Source organism: Bradyrhizobium sp. USDA 4454, from assembly GCF_054822705.1.
The window spans coordinates 1,983,953-2,002,408 of record NZ_JBTRCN010000001.1; the positions used below are offsets into that span (position 1 = coordinate 1,983,953).

14 protein-coding genes and 2 pseudogenes are annotated in these 18,456 nt (G+C 65.4%); 14 read left to right on the forward strand and 2 right to left on the reverse strand.

The annotated features are described in order from the left end of the window. Positions 1 to 184 precede the first annotated feature (184 nt). The 7 genes and pseudogenes from ACVIW0_RS08910 to ACVIW0_RS08940 all read left to right on the forward strand — a co-directional run. Complete coding sequence (locus tag ACVIW0_RS08910; protein ID WP_461351979.1) at positions 185 to 1,108, forward strand: S49 family peptidase; 924 nt, start codon at positions 185 to 187, stop codon at positions 1,106 to 1,108. Positions 1,109 to 1,224: 116 nt separating this feature from the next. Further along, positions 1,225 to 1,416 (forward strand): hypothetical protein, encoded by a 192-nt coding sequence (locus ACVIW0_RS08915; RefSeq protein WP_021080015.1) that lies wholly within the window; start codon positions 1,225 to 1,227, stop codon positions 1,414 to 1,416. Positions 1,417 to 1,616: 200 nt separating this feature from the next. Then, positions 1,617 to 2,552 carry a glycine--tRNA ligase subunit alpha gene (locus tag ACVIW0_RS08920; RefSeq protein ID WP_461351980.1) on the forward strand — a complete coding sequence of 312 codons (936 nt, stop codon included), beginning with the start codon at positions 1,617 to 1,619 and terminating at the stop codon, positions 2,550 to 2,552. Next, on the forward strand, positions 2,552 to 4,648 hold the full coding sequence (glyS, locus tag ACVIW0_RS08925) for a glycine--tRNA ligase subunit beta (RefSeq protein ID WP_461351981.1): 2,097 nt from the start codon (positions 2,552 to 2,554) through the stop codon (positions 4,646 to 4,648). Before ACVIW0_RS08920 ends, glyS begins: the two co-directional genes overlap by 1 nt. Positions 4,649 to 4,651: 3 nt before the next feature. Continuing rightward, the gene (locus ACVIW0_RS08930) at positions 4,652 to 5,248 is read left to right on the forward strand and encodes a class I SAM-dependent methyltransferase (protein ID WP_461351982.1); all 597 of its coding nucleotides are present in this window, start codon (positions 4,652 to 4,654) and stop codon (positions 5,246 to 5,248) included. Further along, positions 5,248 to 5,619 carry a GFA family protein gene (locus ACVIW0_RS08935; RefSeq protein ID WP_461351983.1) on the forward strand — a complete coding sequence of 124 codons (372 nt, stop codon included), beginning with the start codon at positions 5,248 to 5,250 and terminating at the stop codon, positions 5,617 to 5,619. The genes ACVIW0_RS08930 and ACVIW0_RS08935 overlap by 1 nt, the downstream gene beginning before the upstream one ends. 121 nt (positions 5,620 to 5,740) lie before the next feature. Further along, positions 5,741 to 6,055 (forward strand): annotated as a pseudogene (locus ACVIW0_RS08940) (hypothetical protein); the annotation flags it as partial. A gap of 143 nt (positions 6,056 to 6,198) precedes the next feature. Here ACVIW0_RS08940 and ACVIW0_RS08945 read toward each other — a convergent pair. Beyond that, complete coding sequence (locus tag ACVIW0_RS08945) at positions 6,199 to 6,558, reverse strand: DUF1236 domain-containing protein (RefSeq protein ID WP_461351984.1); 360 nt, start codon at positions 6,556 to 6,558, stop codon at positions 6,199 to 6,201. 231 nt (positions 6,559 to 6,789) lie between these two features. Here ACVIW0_RS08945 and ACVIW0_RS08950 point away from each other — a divergent pair, with 231 nt between their 5' ends. The 7 genes from ACVIW0_RS08950 to ACVIW0_RS08980 all read left to right on the forward strand — a co-directional run bounded on the left by ACVIW0_RS08950 (position 6,790) and on the right by ACVIW0_RS08980 (position 15,665). Further along, the gene (locus tag ACVIW0_RS08950; protein ID WP_076865695.1) at positions 6,790 to 6,945 is read left to right on the forward strand and encodes a DUF3096 domain-containing protein; all 156 of its coding nucleotides are present in this window, start codon (positions 6,790 to 6,792) and stop codon (positions 6,943 to 6,945) included. A 91-nt stretch (positions 6,946 to 7,036) separates the two neighbouring features. Continuing rightward, positions 7,037 to 9,952, forward strand: coding sequence for a pyruvate, phosphate dikinase (gene ppdK, locus ACVIW0_RS08955; RefSeq protein ID WP_461351985.1), 2,916 nt, complete (start codon positions 7,037 to 7,039; stop codon positions 9,950 to 9,952). Between the two features lie 552 nt (positions 9,953 to 10,504). Beyond that, positions 10,505 to 11,998, forward strand: coding sequence for a cell wall hydrolase (locus ACVIW0_RS08960; protein ID WP_461351986.1), 1,494 nt, complete (start codon positions 10,505 to 10,507; stop codon positions 11,996 to 11,998). Between the two features lie 254 nt (positions 11,999 to 12,252). Beyond that, positions 12,253 to 13,497 (forward strand): MFS transporter, encoded by a 1,245-nt coding sequence (locus ACVIW0_RS08965; RefSeq protein ID WP_461351987.1) that lies wholly within the window; start codon positions 12,253 to 12,255, stop codon positions 13,495 to 13,497. 46 nt (positions 13,498 to 13,543) lie between these two features. After that, positions 13,544 to 14,530 carry an acrylyl-CoA reductase (NADPH) gene (acuI, locus tag ACVIW0_RS08970; RefSeq protein WP_461351988.1) on the forward strand — a complete coding sequence of 329 codons (987 nt, stop codon included), beginning with the start codon at positions 13,544 to 13,546 and terminating at the stop codon, positions 14,528 to 14,530. 186 nt (positions 14,531 to 14,716) lie between these two features. Beyond that, a complete protein-coding gene (locus tag ACVIW0_RS08975) occupies positions 14,717 to 15,295 on the forward strand; it encodes a hypothetical protein (protein ID WP_461351989.1) in 579 nt (192 codons plus the stop codon). Positions 15,296 to 15,431: 136 nt separating this feature from the next. Then, on the forward strand, positions 15,432 to 15,665 hold the full coding sequence (locus tag ACVIW0_RS08980) for a DUF6894 family protein (protein WP_050403167.1): 234 nt from the start codon (positions 15,432 to 15,434) through the stop codon (positions 15,663 to 15,665). 12 nt (positions 15,666 to 15,677) lie between these two features. On the opposite strand, the pseudogene ACVIW0_RS08985 reads toward ACVIW0_RS08980, so the two are convergent. After that, positions 15,678 to 18,391, reverse strand: a pseudogene (locus ACVIW0_RS08985) (DUF2339 domain-containing protein). Positions 18,392 to 18,456 lie beyond the last annotated feature (65 nt).

The window sequence follows — 18,456 nt, forward strand, 5'->3', positions numbered from 1 at the left end:
ACGTTCCGGCGTCGAGGTGAAGCGAATCGCCATCAGCAACGTACCGATCAGCATAATCAGCAGATAGATCTTCATGATTTCCTCTCCGCCCGCGCGTTGCTTCCCCAATGACAAAATGCAAAACGCGTTCCACGGCATCCAATGACAGTGGCGTGATAAAAAGTGGTTAATTCGAGGTAGTGGCATGAGCGAACAAATAAGTGATCGCCGCGGACATTCCGGCGGACGTTCGGGACTGCTCGAACGCGTACAGGAAATGTTGCCGGCACGTTTCCGGCGCGGCACGGCGGTCGTGCCTGTGGTGCGGCTGTCGGGTGTGATCGGCGCGGTGACGCCGCTGCGGCCCGGCATGACGCTCTCCGGCGTTGCCAAGATGCTGGAGCGCGCCTTTGGCACGCGTAATGCCAAGGCGGTGGCGCTGGTGATCAATTCGCCGGGCGGCTCGCCCGTGCAGTCGCGCCAGATCTATTTGCGCATCCGGCAACTGGCGGCCGAGAAGAAGCTGCCGGTGCTGGTGTTCGCGGAAGATGTCGCGGCCTCCGGCGGCTACATGATCGCCTGCGCGGGTGACGAGATCTATTGCGATCCGTCATCGATCCTGGGTTCGATCGGCGTGGTCGGCGGCAGCTTCGGTTTCCAGGAGGCGATCAAGAAGATCGGCGTCGAGCGGCGGCTCTACACGGCCGGCAGCCACAAGGCGATGCTCGATCCGTTCCTGCCCGAAAACCCCGACGACGTCGCCCGGCTGAAGACGATCCAGCGCGAAATTCACACGACCTTCATCAACCTGGTGAAGCAGAGCCGCGGCAGCCGCCTGAAGGCGGCCGACGACGTGCTGTTCACCGGAGAGTATTGGGCCGGCGAGACCGCGATCGGTCTCGGGCTCGCCGATAGCATCGGCGATCTCCGCTCGGTCTTGCGAGCCCGCTATGGCGAGAAGGTGCTGACGCCGGTGATCCCGCCCGCCAGCGGCATGCTGTCCGGCTTGCTCGGCCGCAGGGCGCCGGGGGCGGGATCGCTGGCCGCGCTGGATGGCCTGGCCGGATTGCCGGATGATCTGATCTCGGCGCTGGAAGCACGGGCGATTTGGGCGAGATTCGGGCTCTGAACACGCGGATGTGAGCGCGCCATTTCGCCCCAAAACCGCGATTGCGGCGCAGCCTTGGTTGGGCGAGAATGCCCATCATTGGGGGCCTGACAGACGTGAACGACAAGGATCGACCGATGCCGCCGCTGATTGCATTCGCAGGCGTCCTGGGTGGCCTGGCCGTGGTCCGCTGGGCATACAAGACGGCCGTCCGGATCAACCAGGAACTGGAAGAGGCGCGATTGTCCCGCGTGGCCGAGGCCTCGCGTGCCAGCGAAATCAAGACCCTGCGCCGTGATCCCGTGACCGGGGCCTATCGCCCGGGCTAGATATCAGCCGTCATTCCGGGGCTATGCGAAGCATAGAACCTCAGATGCGCAATTGCGCATCGGGGAATCTCGAGATTCCGGGTTCGCCTCTTCGAGGCGCCCCGGAATGACGAACGTCACCCCCATCGCCTTGATTCCATTGGCTGCCGCCGATACGGTCCCGCGCGTTTTCACACCCCCTCGCGAGATCGATTCCAACGATGGATGCCCTGCCTGACCACATGCGCCCGGAACGTTCGTTCCAGGGCTTCGTCCTGGCTCTCCAGCGGTTCTGGGCCGAGCAGGGTTGCGTCATCCTGCAACCCTACGACATGGAAATGGGCGCCGGCACCTTCCATCCCGCGACCACCTTGCGCGCGCTGGGCCCAAAACCCTGGAACGCGGCCTATGTGCAGCCGTCGCGGCGGCCCAAGGACGGCCGCTACGGCGAAAACCCCAACCGGCTCCAGCACTACTACCAGTTCCAGGTGATCATGAAGCCGTCGCCGCCCAACCTTCAGGACCTGTACCTGAAGTCGCTGGCCGCGATCGGGATCGATTCGGCCATCCACGACATCCGCTTCGTCGAGGACGACTGGGAGAGCCCGACGCTCGGCGCCTGGGGTCTCGGCTGGGAATGCTGGTGCGACGGCATGGAAGTCAGCCAGTTCACCTACTTCCAGCAGGTCGCCGGCGTCGAATGCGCGCCGGTGTCCGGCGAGCTTACCTACGGCCTCGAGCGGCTCGCGATGTATGTGCAGGGCGTCGACCGGGTCTATGACCTCAACTTCAACGGCCGCGAGGGCGCCGAGAAGGTCACCTATGGCGACGTCTTCCTGCAGGCCGAGCAGGAATATTCGCGGCACAATTTCGAAGTCGCCGACACCGCGATGCTGTTCGAGCAGTTCAGGATGGCGGAAGAGGCCTGCCGCAAATATCTCGCCGCCGGCTGGCGCGAGGGAGGCAATCAAAAGGAACATCTGATGGCCTTGCCGGCCTACGACCAGTGCATCAAGGCGAGCCACGTGTTCAATCTGCTCGACGCTCGCGGCGTCATCTCGGTGACGGAGCGGCAGAGCTACATCGGCCGCGTGCGCGACCTCGCGAAGGCCTGCGGCGAGGCGTGGATTCACACGGAAACGGGCAGGGCGGTCTGATGCCCGATCTTCTCCTCGAACTGTTCTCCGAAGAAATCCCTGCCCGCATGCAGGCCAAGGCGGCGGACGATCTGCGCCGCATGGTGACCGACAAGCTCGTCGCCGAGGGCCTCGTCTATGAGGGTGCAAAAGCGTTCGCGACCCCACGCCGCCTGGCGCTCACCGTGCACGGCATTCCCGCGCGCCAGCCGGACCTGAAGACCGAACGTCGCGGCCCGAAGATCGGCGCCCCCGATGCGGCCGTGCAGGGCTTTCTGAAAGCGACCGGTCTCACGTCGCTGGATGAAGCGAAGATCCAGAGGGATGCCAAGGGCGATTTCTACATCGCGCTGATCGAAAAGCCCGGCCGCGCCGCAATCGACGTCATCGCCGAAATCCTGCCGGTCGTCATCCGAACCTTCCCGTGGCCGAAGTCGATGCGTTGGGGCGAACGCTCTGCGAAATCAGGCTCGCTATCCTGGGTGCGGCCGCTGCACTCGATCATCGCGACCTTCGGTCTGGAAACCGAGGAGCCCGATGTCGTGAAATTTTCGGTCGACGGCATCGAGGCCGGCCAGACCACCTATGGGCACCGCTTCATGGCGCCGGGCGCGATTTCCGTGCGCCGATTCGAGGATTACGAGGCCAAGCTGAAAGCGGCCAAAGTGATCCTCGATCCACAGGCGCGCAAGGACATCATCGTCGCGGACGCCAAGGAGCTGGCATTCGCGCAGGGCCTCGAACTGGTCGAGGACCAGGTGCTGGTCGATGAGGTCTCCGGTCTGGTCGAATGGCCTGTCGTGATGATGGGATCGTTCGAGAAGGAATTTCTGTCGATCCCGGACGAGGTGATCCGCGCCACCATCCGCAACAACCAGAAGTGCTTCGTGGTCAGGGATCCCAAGACGGGCAAGCTGACCAACAAGTTCGTGCTGACCGCCAACATCGAGGCGCCCGACGGCGGCAAGACCATCGTCGCCGGCAACGAACGTGTGATCCGCCCGCGGCTGAGTGACGCGAAGTTCTTCTACGAGACCGACCTGAAGACCAAGCTGGAAGACCGGCTGCCGAAGTTCGAGCAGATCGTGTTCCACGAGAAGCTCGGCACGCAGGCGGAGCGGATCAAGAGGATCGAGCGCTTGGCCGCCGAGATTGCGCCGCTGGTCGGCGCCGATGTCGAGAAGACCAAACGTGCCGCGCGCCTGGCGAAAGCGGATTTGCTGACCGAAGTCGTCGGCGAATTCCCCGAGTTGCAGGGCCTGATGGGCAAATACTACGCGCTCGCGCAGGGCGAGGATGCCTCCGTCGCCGCCGCCAGCGAGGAGCACTGGAAGCCGCAGGGCCCGACCGATCGCGTGCCGACCGATCCGGTGAGCGTCGCGGTGGCGCTGGCGGACAAGCTGGATACCCTTGCTGGATTCTGGGCCATTGACGAGAAGCCGACGGGTAGCAAGGACCCATACGCGCTGCGTCGCGCGGCATTGGGCGCGATCAGGCTGATCGTCGAGAACACGTTGCGTTTGCCGATCCTGAAGGCAGCCAAATCCGCGTTGCTCGGACTATCGGTCAAGGCCGACGCCGAAACGCTGCCGAACGATCTGCTCGCGTTCTTCGCCGATCGCCTGAAGGTTCAGCTGCGCGATCAGGGCGCACGCCACGATCTCGTCGACGCCGTGTTCTCGCTCGGCGGCCAGGACGATCTCCTGCTCGTCGTTCGCCGCGTCGAAGCGCTCGGCAAATTCCTCGACAGCGACGACGGCAAGAACCTGCTTGCCGGCACTAAGCGCGCCAGCAACATCCTCGCCATCGAGGAGAAGAAGGACAAGCGGACCTTCGACGGCGCGCCCGATGCCGCGCTCTACAAGCTCGACGAAGAGAAGACGCTGGCGAAGGCAATCGAACAGGTGAAGGCCGAGGCCTCCGCCGCCGTCGCCAAGGAAGACTTTGCCGCCGCGATGAGTGCGATGGCGAAGTTGCGTCCCGCGGTCGATGCGTTCTTCGACAAGGTCAAGGTCAACGACGACGATCCGAAGGTGCGCGAGAACCGCTTAAAACTGCTCAACGAGATCCGCGCCGCAACGCGTGCGGTGGCGGATTTCTCCAGGATCGAAGGCTGACCGATGGACCGCGCGACGCTCGCCGCTTACGACAAGGAAGCGGCGGCGTTTGCGCAGGACTGGCACGATCAGCCGGCCCCTCGCGATCTGCAGGAGATCGTCGGGCGCTTCTTCATCAAGGGTGGTGCGGCCGCCGATATCGGCTGCGGCAGCGGCCGCGAGGTGGCCTGGCTCAACGCCAATGGCTTTCCTGCCGAAGGCTATGACGCCTCCGAGGGCCTGCTCAACGAGGCCCGCGCCCGCTATCCGGGGTTGCGCTTTGCACAAGCCGAACTGCCCGCGTTATCCGGCATCGCCCCTGGCAGCTTTGACAACGTGCTGTGCGAGACCGTGATCATGCATCTCGATCACGCGCTGATCGCGCCGTCGGTCCGGCGCATGTTCGAGCTCGTGAAGCCCGGCGGCGTGTTCTATCTGAGCTGGCGCGTCACCAGAGGCGACGATGCGCGCGATGCGCACGGCCGGCTCTATGCGGCCTTTGACGCGGCGCTGGTGCGGACGGAGCTGACGAGCGCCGAATTGCTGCTCGACGCGGAGGTCGTCAGCGCTTCGTCCGGCAAGGTCATTCACCGGCTGGTCGCCAGCAAGGGGAGGCGATAATGGCAAGGCTTGCGACATGCGCCTGCGGACAGCTTCGCGTCACCTGTCATGGCGAGCCGACCAGGGTATCGCTGTGTCATTGCCTGGAGTGTCAGAAGCGAACCGGCAGCACCTATGGTGTCGCCGCGTTCTTTCCTCGCGCCGACGTCGCGCCGCAGGGCGAGGCGCGCGAATACAGCCGCATCGGCGGCAGCGGGTCTCCAGTGGTGTTTCATTTCTGCCCGAATTGCGGATCGTCGGTCTATTGGGAGCCCGGGCGCGCGCCGGACCTGATCGGCGTTGCGGTCGGCGCCTTCGCGGACCCGGATTTTCCCGCGCCGTCGCAATCGGTCTTCACGCAGCGCCGCCACGCCTGGGTCGTTGACAGATAGGCCACCGCCGCAGCGCTGCGCGACGTTGGAAATATTTGGACATGATTTGCAATTTGTTAACCATGCCCTGCGAAGGTCCCGCCGGATCAACGATTTCTTAAGAAATCGCCCTCGCGCCAATCTCGCCGATCTCACCACGCTCGACAACCGTTCGCTGTCGGCGATCTCGCTGAACCAGGACAAGAAGTTCTCAGGCGAGGAGATCTTCGCGGCCAAGCAGGAGCTCAACACGCGGACCCGCCTTGCGGTGCTCGATGCGCTGAAGCAGAGCCAGACCGCCGGCGATCCTCGTCAGTTCTCCCTCGGCATCCTCAAGCAATATTCCTCGATGAGTGCAGAGGAGCGCCAGGCCACCAACTGGACCCAGGATTTCCAGGACGCCGCGATCAAGAGCTACAAGTCGACCTCGGCGCTGCTCTCGATCCTGAAGTCATAGGCCAGCAAAATTCGTCCCGACAAAACAGAAGAGCCCCGCCTGGAGGGGAGGCCAGGCGGGGCTTTCTGGTCCGGTCGACCTTCGCGCACATCCGCTCGCGCGGCGCCCGGACTGCTCGTTCACGCGATCGTGCCGAATTTGCTCTAGTCGACCACCTGAACGATCCGTCGCGATCGCGGCTCGACCAGGACGGTCTCGCCATTCACGACGGTGTAGCGATACGGCGTCGCGCCGAACCGCTGCGGCACGTCGTACGTGGTCACGCCGGCGTCCGGCAGGACGGTGCCGACCACGACGCGATCCGGAACCGTGTAATTCGGCACGCGCTCGCGCACGATGTATTCGCGGAACGCGGGGCGCTGCTCGATCGCAATGCCCTCGTCATCCTCGACCGCAACCGGCGGGCCACCGCGGACGACGCCAACGGTCTGGGCCTGTGCGGCAACAGCCGGCACCGTGATCGCGGCAGCAACCGCTGCAACGGCAAGTATTCTGTTTCGCATGGCTCGCTCCATTCTTTATGGCGCGCCGGCTTTCGCCGATGCGCACGGCGAGCCAATGCATCGGCGGCGGTGATGTTCCGAAAAACGACCGTCATATACGCGGCAATTTGGAGCAATTTTCGTGAGCTGCGGGAACCCGTTGCCGTCCAGACGTCTTGATGTGGGAACCTGCCTCAGCGGATAAACTGCCGCTCGATTCGCTCCTCCAAAAAACCGCCGGAGAAAACTTCAATGACCATCACCGCTGGGCATCTGCCTGCTATCGTGGCTCTGGTTGCAGGCGTCCTGATCCTGATCATGCCGCGGCTTCTCAACTACATCGTTGCGATCTACCTGATCTTCGTCGGCCTCGTCGGAATGGGCCTGCTGCGCTGGCTCCACCTGTAGCGGGAAAGCCGGGTTTCGCGGCTTGCGCGGAACCCCCCAAAATGGTGTAAGGCGCGCATCTTCGACCCCTCTTTTCGGATTGTTGTCTGACATGGCCAAAGCCGTCGCGAAGTCCAAGAAAATTGTCGTGAAAACTGCCGAGAAAACTGCAGCGAAATCAAAGCCCTCCGCCGCCGCCCGCAAGGCGGCTCCGGCGCGCAAGGCGCTGAAGAAGAGCGCCCCGAAGGGCGCGCCGAAAGCCGCCGCCAAACCGGCTGCAAAGCCCGTCAGCAAGGCGCCGGCGAAGGCGGTGGCCGCTCCGAAGAAGGCCGCCCCGGTTGCGATCAAGGCGGGCAAGTGGGTCTATACGTTCGGCGACGGCAAGGCCGAGGGCCAGGCGACGCTGCGCGACCTGCTCGGCGGCAAGGGCGCCAATCTCGCGGAAATGGCCAATCTCGGCCTTCCGGTGCCTCCCGGCTTCACGATCCCGACCTCGGTCTGCACCTATTTCTACGAGCACGACAAGACCTATCCGAAGGAATTGAAATCACAGGTTGAGAAGGCGCTCGACTATGTCGGCAAGCTGACCGGCAAGACCTTCGGCGACGCCAAGAACCCGCTGCTGGTGTCGGTGCGCTCGGGCGCCCGCGCCTCGATGCCGGGCATGATGGACACCGTGCTCAATCTCGGCCTCAACGACCGCACGGTCGAAGCGCTCGCCGAGCTCTCCGGCGACCGCCGCTTCGCCTATGACAGCTATCGCCGCTTCATCACGATGTATTCGGACGTGGTGCTCGGCTTCGAGCATCATCATTTCGAGGACATCCTCGACACCTTCAAGGACAGCCAGGGCTATTCGCTCGACACCGATCTGACCGGCGACGACTGGGTCGAACTGGTCGGCAAGTACAAGGAGGCCGTCGCCAAGGAGACCGGGCGCGAGTTCCCGCAGGATCCGCACGACCAGCTGTGGGGCGCGATCGGCGCGGTGTTCTCATCCTGGATGAACGCGCGCGCGGTGACCTATCGCAAGCTGCACGACATCCCGGAGTCCTGGGGCACCGCCGTCAACGTGCAGGCGATGGTGTTCGGCAACATGGGCGAGACCTCGGCGACCGGCGTTGCGTTCACCCGCAACCCCTCGACCGGCGAGAGCAAGCTGTACGGCGAGTTCCTGATCAACGCGCAGGGCGAGGACGTCGTCGCCGGCATCCGCACGCCGCAGGACATCACCGAGGAGGCGCGCCAGGAGAGCGGCTCCGACAAGCCGTCGATGGAAGCCGCGATGCCGGCCGCGTTCAAGGAGCTGACGCGGATCTACACGCTGCTTGAGAAGCACTATCGCGACATGCAGGACATGGAGTTCACGGTCGAGCAGGGCAAGCTGTGGATGCTGCAGACCCGCGGCGGCAAGCGCACCGCCAAGGCGGCGCTGCGCATCGCCGTCGAGCTCGCCAATGAGGGCCTGATCTCGCGCAAGGACGCGGTGACGCGGATCGATCCGGCCTCGCTCGACCAGCTGCTGCACCCGACCATCGATCCAGCCGCCAAGCGCGACGTGATCGCGACCGGCCTGCCGGCCTCGCCCGGCGCGGCCTCGGGCGAGATCGTGTTCTCGTCGGATGAGGCAGCCAAGCTGCAGGCCGACGGACGCAAGGTGATCCTGGTCCGCATCGAGACCAGCCCGGAAGACATCCACGGCATGCACGCCGCGGAAGGCATTCTCACCACCCGCGGCGGCATGACCTCGCACGCCGCGGTGGTCGCGCGCGGCATGGGCAAGCCGTGCGTCTCCGGCTGCGGCACCATCCGCGTCGATTACGGCCGCGGCACCATGAGCGTCGGTTCGCGCACCTTCAAGACCGGCGACGTCATCACCATCGACGGCTCGGTCGGCCAGGTGCTGGCCGGCCGCATGCCGATGATCGAGCCGGAGCTGTCCGGCGAGTTCGGCACGCTGATGGGCTGGGCCGACGAGGTCCGCAAGCTCGGCGTCCGCGTCAATGGCGACACGCCCGATGACGCGCGCACCGCGGTGAAGTTCGGCGCCGAGGGCATCGGCCTCTGCCGCACCGAGCACATGTTCTTCGAGGAGACCCGCATCCGTACCGTGCGCGAGATGATCCTCTCCGAGGACGAGCAGTCGCGCCGTGCCGCGCTGTCGAAGCTGCTGCCGATGCAGCGCGCCGACTTCGTCGAGCTGTTCGAGATCATGAAGGGCCTGCCCGTCACGATCCGGCTTCTGGATCCTCCCCTCCATGAGTTTCTGCCGCACACCCAGGCCGAGATCGAGGAAGTGGCGCGCGCCATGAACACCGATCCGCGCCGGCTCGCCGATCGCGCCCGCGAACTGTCCGAGTTCAACCCGATGCTCGGCTTCCGCGGCTGCCGTCTCGCGATCGCCTATCCGGAGATCGCCGAGATGCAGGCGCGCGCTATCTTCGAGGCCGCCGTCGAAGCCGGCAAGCGCACCGGCAAGCCGGTTGGTCTCGAGGTGATGGTGCCGCTGATCGCGACCAAGGCCGAGTTCGATCTGGTCAAGGCGCGGATCGATGCGACCGCCAACGCGGTGATGAAGGAAACCGGCGTCAAGCTGACCTACCAAGTCGGTACCATGATCGAGCTGCCGCGCGCCTGCCTGATGGCCGGCGAGGTGGCCGAGACCGCCGAGTTCTTCTCGTTCGGCACCAACGACCTGACGCAGACCACCTACGGCATCAGCCGCGACGACGCCGCGAGCTTCCTCGGCACCTATGTCGCCAAGGGCATCCTCGAGATCGATCCGTTCATCTCGGTCGATCGCGACGGCGTCGGCGAACTCGTCAAGATCGGCGTGACGCGCGGCCGCAAGACGCGGCCGAGCCTCAAGGTCGGCATCTGCGGCGAGCATGGTGGCGATCCCGCCTCGGTCGCGTTCTGCCACGAGGTCGGGCTCGACTACGTCTCATGCTCGCCCTATCGCGTGCCGATCGCACGTCTCGCGGCAGCGCAGGCCGCGCTCGGCAAGGAGATCTCGAGCCAGGCGTAAGCGATCACGTCGTTCAGAGAGTACAATGGCCGGGACCAAGTCCCGGCCATTTTGTTTGAAAGAATCGCCGATACGCCGTCATTGCGAGCGAAGCGAAGCAATCCATCTCACCAGGAAGAACCGTCCACTCACCACTCTCCGCTGTCATCGCCCGGTCACTTGACCGGGCGATCCAGTACGCCGCGGCCTCTCGGCTCAAGCACTGCTGCCTCTGGAATACTGGATCACCCGCTTTCGCGGGTGATCCAGTGAGCAGCATATGCAGACCGAATGGACTGCTTCGCCGCGATTGCTCCTCTCGATACTAGCGCTCACCTCGTTCGCAACACTTTGTTCACCATCCCCGTTGACCTGTTATTTACGAGTTTCATGCGCCGCGCATTTACCACGGCACACGATGCGCCGCGCGAAGACGCTGCGATCGCTTGAGTGTAGCGCGCGGGCAACGCCGATTAACTCCGCGGCAACCTAAACAAGTTAGCAACGAGAAAGGTCGAATTGCGCGGATGGACCGCGTTCGATTGCACTCAGTAAGCGTTGCGTGAGCGTACGATGTTTGTGTCGCGTAACCGGCCGAAGGGCGCACGTCTCGCGCTCTTCGGTCTTGGTCTTGGCATCTTCGCCTTGATGCCGACCGAGATCGGATATCAGGATATTGCCTCGCTCCTGGCCCGGCAGCCCGGCGTCGCCGAGCGCTGGCAGAAGCGCGTCTTCGCCTCCGCCGTCGGCTCGATCCAGGTCGCGACCTACAGCTTCGGCCGTCCGATCGGAACCTCGGCGCCGCAGGATCCGCAAATCCTGCTCGCAAGGCTCGACAGTTCGAGCGTCGACATCACCGGCGCGGTGACGCGCAATCCGATTGCATCGCCGCCGCCGCGCTATGCGGCTTCCGATTTTCCCAAGGTCGACCGCACCCTGAAGGGCGACCGTCTCGTCGTCAGGCGTCCTGACGAGGTTGATCCCGCAGTGCCCGCGCACACCGCGCCGGCGAACGAGGATCCCGCGACATCGAATGCGTCGGTCAAGGGCATGAAGACCGCGACCGCAATGGGTGGCAGCGGACTTGCCGACAACGCACCGCTCGATCCGGAATTGCAGGAGGCGCTGCGTGCGCCGCCGCTGCCGCAATATGCCAAGCCGTCGCCGCAGCACTACGACGTGTCGATGTCGCTCGAGGCCAACCCGCTCGACGATCTGAAGCCCGCACCGGCAACGCTCGCGCCGGCACAAGCCGACGCAGCACACGAGCGCGACCCGTTTGCATTCAAGACCGCCAGCCTGTTCTTCGGCTCGTCGCTCGGCACGCCCGAGAATCTCGAGCGCTGGCAGCCCGGCGAGGCGCCGGTCGTCGTGGTGCCGCAAGTACAGCCCGATCCCGACATGAAGGTGATGGCCTCGCTGCCGGTCGATGCCGACGGTCCGGTGAAGGCCGGCGAGATGGGCGAGAGCATCGCGCCGAAGGGCGAGGTCAACGCCGACGACCAGCACAGCAAGACGCCGGCGGAACGGCTCGGCCTGTTCGACGACAAGGCACGCGCCAAGTCGGAGAAGTGCCTCGCCGAGGCGGTGTATTTCGAAGCGCGCGGCGAAGCGGTGCGCGGCCAGATCGCGGTCGCCCAGGTGGTGCTGAACCGCGCCTTCTCCGGCAAATATCCGGAGACGGTGTGCGGCGTAGTCTACCAGAACAAGAACCGTCACTACGCCTGCCAGTTCACCTTCGCCTGCGACAACGTCGCTGACGTCGTCCGCGAGCCCGACATGTGGGATCGCGCCAAGAAGATCGCCAAGGCGATGCTCGACGGCCAATTGTGGCTGCCGGAAGTCGATCGCTCGACCCACTACCACGCCTATTGGGTGCGGCCGTCCTGGGTCAGCGAGATGAAGAAGACGTACAAGTTCGGCGTCCACACCTTTTATCGCCCGCGCGCCTGGGGCGATGGCAGCGACGCCCCGAGCTGGGGCAGTGCGGCCGAGACCGCCAAGATCTCGGCGCAGCTTGCCGAGGCCGCCCAGAGCTCGGCCGAGCAGGCCAGCGCCAAGCGATAGGCTCGCCAACCCGAACCGTCATTCCGGGATGGCCCGCAGGGCCAGACCCGGAATCTCGACGTAAGGGACAATCCGCCAACCTCGAGATTCCGGTTCGCGCTTCGCGCGCCCCGGAATGACAGTCGCAAAATCTGCAGAGCAGCCCTGCGGGCGAATATTTTTCTCCGCCGCCTCTTGGGGTTTTCATGCAGATGCATTAACTCCCCGTAATGTTTCGCGGGGCGGTTCCCCCGCCAGCCGCGGGGGAAGACAACATGGCCGTTACCACCGGGGATATCCGAGCGACGTCCGGCAGCTGGCGCACGCCGCTCGTGATCATCGTCTGCGGCTGCGCGATCGCGCTGCTGAGTTTCGGCCCGCGCTCGAGTCTCGGCTTCTTCGTGCAACCGATGGGCCGCGAATTCGCCTGGGGCCGCGACGTGTTCGGCCTCGCCATCGCGCTGCAGAACCTGCTGTGGGGGCTCGGCCAGCCGATCGCGGGCGCCATTGCCGACCGCTTCGGCCTGCTGCGCGTGATGATCGTCGGCGCCTTGCTGTACGCCGCCGGCCTCCTGCTGATGCGTTACTCCACGACCTCTTTGTCGCTCGACGTCAGCGCCGGCGTGCTGATCGGTTTCGGCCTGTCCGGTTCGTCGTTCAATCTCGTGCTGGCGGCCTTCAGCAAGCTGTTGCCGGCGGAGAGGCGCGGCATCGCGCTCGGTGCCGGCACCGCGGCGGGCTCGTTCGGCCAGTTCCTGTTTGCGCCGTTCGGCGTTGCCCTGATCGACAATTTCGGCTGGCAGGCCGCGCTCGTCGTGTTCAGTGCGCTGATGCTGTTGATCCTACCGCTCTCGCTCGCGCTCGCGACGCCGCCGGCGGAGACCAACGATGCCGCGCCGGCCGACCAGCAATCGATCAAGACCGCGCTGGCGGAGGCCTTCGGCCATCGCTCCTACGTGCTCCTGGTGCTCGGCTTCTTCACCTGCGGCTTCCAGCTCGCCTTCATCACCATCCATCTGCCGGCCTATCTGGCCGACCGCGGCATTCCGGCGACGACGGGCGGTTGGGTGGTCGCGGCGATCGGCCTGTTCAACATCATCGGCTCGCTCAGCGTCGGCTGGCTGCAGAACTATTTTCCGAAGCGCTATCTGCTGTCGGTGATCTACTTCACGCGCGCGCTGGCGACGGCTGCCTTCATCACGTTCCCGGTCACGCCGTTCTCGGCGATTGCCTTCGGCGCGGTGTCGGGGCTGCTGTGGCTGTCGAGCGTGCCGCCGACCTCGGCGCTGGTGGCGCTGATGTTCGGCACCCGCTGGTTCTCCACCCTCTATGGCTTCGCCTTCGTCAGCCATCAGGTCGGCGGTTTCCTCGGGGTCTGGCTCGGCGGCGTGGTGTTCGAGCAGTTCGGTTCCTACACGCCGATCTGGTGGCTGTCGGTGCTGTTCGGCGTGCTCTCGGCGCTGATCAACCTGCCGATCGTCGAGGCTCCGGTCGCCCGCCCGGTTGCGCAGCCTGCCTGATGGGTTAAACACTCCTACGAAACCAAGATTACGGGGAGTGCGCATCGTGGCAACGTTCAAGGCAATCAGGATCGACAAGGCGGACAAGGGTACCACCGCCACGCTCACCCAATTCGACGACGCGGAATTGATGGACGGCGACGTCACCGTCCGCGTCGAATGGTCGACGCTGAACTACAAGGACGGCCTGGCGCTGACCGGCAAGGCGCCGGTGGTGCGCCGTTTTCCGATGATCGCGGGCATCGATTTCGCCGGCACCGTCGAGCAGTCCAGCCATCCCGACTGGAAGGCGGGCGACAAGGTCGTCTGCAACGGCTGGGGCATGGGCGAGACCCATCTCGGCGCCTATGCCGAGAAGGCCCGCGTCAAGGGCGACTGGCTGGTGCGGCTCCCTGACGGCATCGCGGCGCGCGACGCGATGGCGGTCGGCACCGCCGGCTATACCGCGATGCTCTCGGTGCTGGCGCTGGAGAAGCACGGCCTGACCCCGAGGAGCGGCCCGGTGGTGGTCACGGGCGCGGCCGGCGGCGTCGGCTCGGTCGCAATCGCCGTGCTGTCGAAGCTCGGCTATCACGTCATTGCGTCGACCGGGCGGATGTCGGAGGCCGACTACCTCAAGGGGCTCGGCGCCAGCGAGGTGATCGACCGCGCCGAGCTGTCGGGTGCGCCGAAGGCGCTTGCGAAGGAGCGCTGGGCCGGCGGCGTCGACAGCGTTGGCTCGACCACGCTCGCCAATTTGCTGTCGATGACCAAGTATGGCGGGGCGATCGCGGCCTGCGGCCTGGCGGCCGGTATGGACCTGCCGTCGTCGGTCGCGCCCTTCATTTTGCGCGGCGTGTGCCTTCTCGGCATCGATTCCGTGATGTGCCCGATCGAGCTCCGCCGGACCGCCTGGCGCCGCCTCGCCAGCGATCTGGATAAGGCAAAACTGGCTGATATCACTCACGAAATCACGCTGGACGAAGTCATGCCCTATGGCGCGAAAATCCTCGGCGGCGAGGTCCGCGGCCGCATCGTCGTAAAAATAGTCTGAGGACGTTCAGACTTTACCAACCAAGCTGCTCCAATGTTGCCACGGTTGGTATGGTAAGCAGCGGGTAAAGAGGCTTGCAGCATGATCCCGGGGGGCCGGGATTCCTCGCGCAGACGTCGGGAAGCGTCGGTAGCGGGGATCATGCTCACAAGGAGCGGGTACCCGCGCTCGTTAGTGGAGTAGCTCATGCTTGCGCGTTTGGTGTTGGGGGCCGTCACGGCCGGAGCGATGGTCGTGCCGGCATTCGCAGGCATGATGAACGCAGATGAGGCCCGCAAGTTCGTCGCAGGCAAGGTGTTCGCCTTCACCTGTTTCGACGGCACCCGCGGCGCCGGCCGTATCCTCGACGATCTCGGCGCGGCCGGCTCGATCCAGTTCTCCGGCTCCGGTCCGATCCGCCACGTGCGCCTGCCCGGCAATACGCTGCAAATCCGCGGTCAGAGCGTTTGCGCGTCGCTGAAGGGCATTCCGTTCGAACCCTGCTTCAATCTCGACAAGCAGGATGACCGCACGTTCCGCGGCTCGGTCTCCGGCATGGGCTTCGCCTATTGCGATTTCCACCATCAGGGCGGCCAGCAGATGCTGATGGCGCGCGCGGCGGCGCGTCCGCGCTCGCTGCACCCGCGCACCCGATCCGCGGATGCCTCGCAGACCGAAGTGTCGCGCGTTGAGACGCCGCAGGTCGGCAGCGCGAAGCTCGAGCCGGTCAAGGCGGAGCCTGCCAAGGCCGAGGGCGCGCCGGAGTTGCGCCGCTCCACTGACTAATTTCGCATCTGCGCGCCAGCGGGAATAGCCGCCGAGCCGTAGTCATACGGATGGCGGCCTCCACGCGTTGATCGCTACTCAATACCTAGTGTCCGTCGAGACGCGGGATGGTGGGGACACCGATTTGAGCAGTCATATGGCGCAATATTTTTTCCGTATCAGTGACGGCGATTACGCCGGTGCGTCCGACCACGCCACGGAGTTCGAAAGCCGTGACGTGGCCTGGGCCGAGATGACCAAGGTCTGCGGTAATTTCCTTGGCAGCATTTCGCGCAACATGAAGCAAGACAGCGAATGGCACATGGAGCTGCTCGACGAGAGCCGCAAACCGGTATTCAGGATTCGCCTGGTCGCCGAGTCCGTCGACTGAGGTGCTTGCCGTTCAGGATAGCGAGCCCGCCCCTCCGGCCTGCGGCGCAGGCGGCACTGCGCGCCTGCGGAACAGGATCCGCTGATACAGCCAGCCGATCGCCACCAGCACGATGCCAAGGCACATGAACGACAGCGCCCGATAGACGCCGGTGAGTGTCGACATGTCGACCAGGAAGGCTTTCAGGATCGTCAGCCCGATCACCGCAGCGGATGCGAGTCGCGCGCGCTCCGAGTTGACGACGATGCCGATGCCGAGCAGCGCAACGCCGAACATCAGCCAGGCGATCGAATAGGTGTATTGCTCCGCGCCCGTGGTCTCGCCGCGCGTCAGCACCGGTCCATGATAGAGCCTTCGGATTTCGAACGTGACGTACGCGAGCGCAAGCACCAGCGCGGCGGCAGCGATCGTGTTGCCGTAGGCCGCGGGACGATGCCCAGCTACTGCGTAGGAAAATAGCAACGCAAGCACGGCCGGCGCGCATAGCCGAGCAGCAGCAGATTGATGAAGCTGCCGCCGACGTCCTGCCACCACAGCATCGGATTCTCCAGCCCGAGCAATCCGAACAGGCTGGCGAGCCCAGCGAAGACGGTGAGCAGGACCGCGGCGACATTGTGCACGATGCTGCCGCTGCGCAGCCGCAGCCGCTCCAACCCGATCGCCATCGCGAGCGTCACGCCGACTTGCAGCGCGACCTCGGTCAGGCCGGCGCTGTCGTAATAGACGTTGCCGCCATTGACCGCGTGGCGGATCTCCATGAAGGCGAGCAGCACCGTGAACAGGATCGCGGCGGACTCGATCATGCGCAGCGGGACGTCGTCGCCGTTGCGGCGCAGGAAATGACTGCCGGCCCAGAACGACAGTGCTGGAATACCGTAGCCCCACAATAGCCAGTTGAAGATCGGCGTGGTGCCGACGGCATCGCCCGCGATGCGCGGCTCATAGCCGATGCGCAGCACGACGATGCCGGCGAGGATTGCGGCGAGCCAGCGCAGGAACGGGATCGGGCGTTGCACCGACAGCCAGGCCGTGCCCATCGAGACCAGCGCCAGCGCGATGGTGAGCCAGCCCTTGTCGAGCGCGAAGGCCAGCGCCAGCGCCAGCGCGGCAAGGGCGCCGGTCGCCGACAATGCGATCGAGGGCGACAGCTCCGGCCGCTCGCCGCGCCGGGTCAGCGCCTCGGTCGCGGCGGCGTAAGCCGCGGCGAGCAGCACGGCGAGGACCGCGAACGGGATCGAACGATCGAGATGCGCGATCCGCGCATAGAGCGCGACCAAGAGCGCGACCGGCGTGAACACTGCCGCCGCGGCCCAGGTCACCGTGATCTTCGTGCTGGCAAAACGGAATTGTGCGAGGAAACCGGCGATGCCGAAAGCGGCCGCGAACAGCGCCGCAGTGACGAGATGCAGTGAGACCGAGCCGTCGGTTGCGGACGGACCGATGCCCGGGATCGCGCCGCCCGGCAGCACCAGCATGTCGACGTTGCGGCGGACCGCCCATTCACCAAACACGATGAAGACGAACGCTGACGCGGCAGCGATCGCACCGGCAGCCGCGGGCGCGCGCCAGGCGACGAACAGGCTGCCCGCCGTCAGCAGCGCAAAGCCGATCATCGCGGTGTCGGCGTGCGCGCTGTTGAGTACGATCAGCGTCGCACCGAACAGATAGGCCGCGAGCGAGCCCGACGAGATCGGCTCGATTTCCTCGCCGTCGCCGTCGGGGCCGAACATGAAGCCGCAGACCACGAGCAGCGCCGCCAGCACGAAGCCCGCGATGAGGTGGAAGACGTGCGGCGCGATCATCTCCGGACCGCATTGCAGGCACGGCAAGGTCCACAGCAGCGCGAAGGCGATCGTCGTCACCGCAAGCCAGCGCCACAACCTGATGCGGGCGAGGCCGAGCGATGCCGCGGTGACGATGGCGAGGTAGATATAGAGCGACCAGAAGTCCGGCTTGTCCGATGAGACCAGGATCGGGGTGACGAAGGCGCCGACGATGCCGAGTCCGGCCAGCGCAGGCCCGTGCAGCAGCGCGGCCGCCAGCGTGCCGAGCGCGACCATCCCGAGCAGGATGAAGGCGGTTGCCGGCGCGAGGAAGTCGTACAGCGCATAGGCGGCGTAGACCGTGGCGAAGGCCACGGCGGTGCCGGCCGCGGTGAGGATCGCCGGAATGTTGGCGATCGGCAGCGTTGCGATGCTGGAGATGCTTTCCCGGCGCCGGGTCCATTCGCCGGCGCCGAGCAGCGCCAGCGCGAACAATCCGCCGAGCAGCGTGCGCACGCCGGGGCCGAGCAGCCCGGCCTCGATCGAGTAGCGCACCATGAAGAAACCGCCGAGCGCGAGTGTCAGGCCGCCAATCCATACTACCCAGCGGGTGCCGAGCGTCTCCTCGAAGCCGGGTGCAGGCGGGGGCGGCGATTCTGGCAGCGGCGGTGGAGCTGCGCTGGGCGCATCCACGGTCGGTTCTGCCTGTGCATCCGGTTCTTTCGGAGTCGCCTCGGGAAGCGGCGGTGGCGTGATCGGCGGCGCCGTCGGAAGCGTCTGCTCGAACGCCTCGAGTGGCGCCAGCGGCGGCGGCATCGCGGTCCGCGCGGCAGCACCGCCCGCGGCCTCGAGCGCATCCAGCCGGCGCTGCATGACCGTGATCTGGCCCAGCGCCTTGCGGGCGAAGATGATCGCCACGATGGCAATGACGAGCGTGAGGAAATCGAACGGCGAATCGAACATCGGGCCTCCGGCAGGATGCGCCGGACTTTTGGCCAGCCAGCGGCCCGTCGCAACCTAGTAGTGCG

Bases quoted from the DNA above. Each gene is read 5' to 3' on its own strand.
- ACVIW0_RS08910 (WP_461351979.1), top strand. From the start codon at position 185: ATGAGCGAACAAATAAGTGATCGCCGCGGACATTCCGGCGGACGTTCG.
- ACVIW0_RS08915 (WP_021080015.1), top strand. From the start codon at position 1,225: ATGCCGCCGCTGATTGCATTCGCAGGCGTCCTGGGTGGCCTGGCCGTG.
- ACVIW0_RS08920 (WP_461351980.1), top strand. From the start codon at position 1,617: ATGGATGCCCTGCCTGACCACATGCGCCCGGAACGTTCGTTCCAGGGC.
- glyS (WP_461351981.1), top strand. From the start codon at position 2,552: ATGCCCGATCTTCTCCTCGAACTGTTCTCCGAAGAAATCCCTGCCCGC.
- ACVIW0_RS08930 (WP_461351982.1), top strand. From the start codon at position 4,652: ATGGACCGCGCGACGCTCGCCGCTTACGACAAGGAAGCGGCGGCGTTT.
- ACVIW0_RS08935 (WP_461351983.1), top strand. From the start codon at position 5,248: ATGGCAAGGCTTGCGACATGCGCCTGCGGACAGCTTCGCGTCACCTGT.
- ACVIW0_RS08945 (WP_461351984.1), bottom strand. From the start codon at position 6,558: ATGCGAAACAGAATACTTGCCGTTGCAGCGGTTGCTGCCGCGATCACG.
- ACVIW0_RS08950 (WP_076865695.1), top strand. From the start codon at position 6,790: ATGACCATCACCGCTGGGCATCTGCCTGCTATCGTGGCTCTGGTTGCA.
- ppdK (WP_461351985.1), top strand. From the start codon at position 7,037: ATGGCCAAAGCCGTCGCGAAGTCCAAGAAAATTGTCGTGAAAACTGCC.
- ACVIW0_RS08960 (WP_461351986.1), top strand. From the start codon at position 10,505: ATGTTTGTGTCGCGTAACCGGCCGAAGGGCGCACGTCTCGCGCTCTTC.
- ACVIW0_RS08965 (WP_461351987.1), top strand. From the start codon at position 12,253: ATGGCCGTTACCACCGGGGATATCCGAGCGACGTCCGGCAGCTGGCGC.
- ACVIW0_RS08975 (WP_461351989.1), top strand. From the start codon at position 14,717: ATGCTTGCGCGTTTGGTGTTGGGGGCCGTCACGGCCGGAGCGATGGTC.
- ACVIW0_RS08980 (WP_050403167.1), top strand. From the start codon at position 15,432: ATGGCGCAATATTTTTTCCGTATCAGTGACGGCGATTACGCCGGTGCG.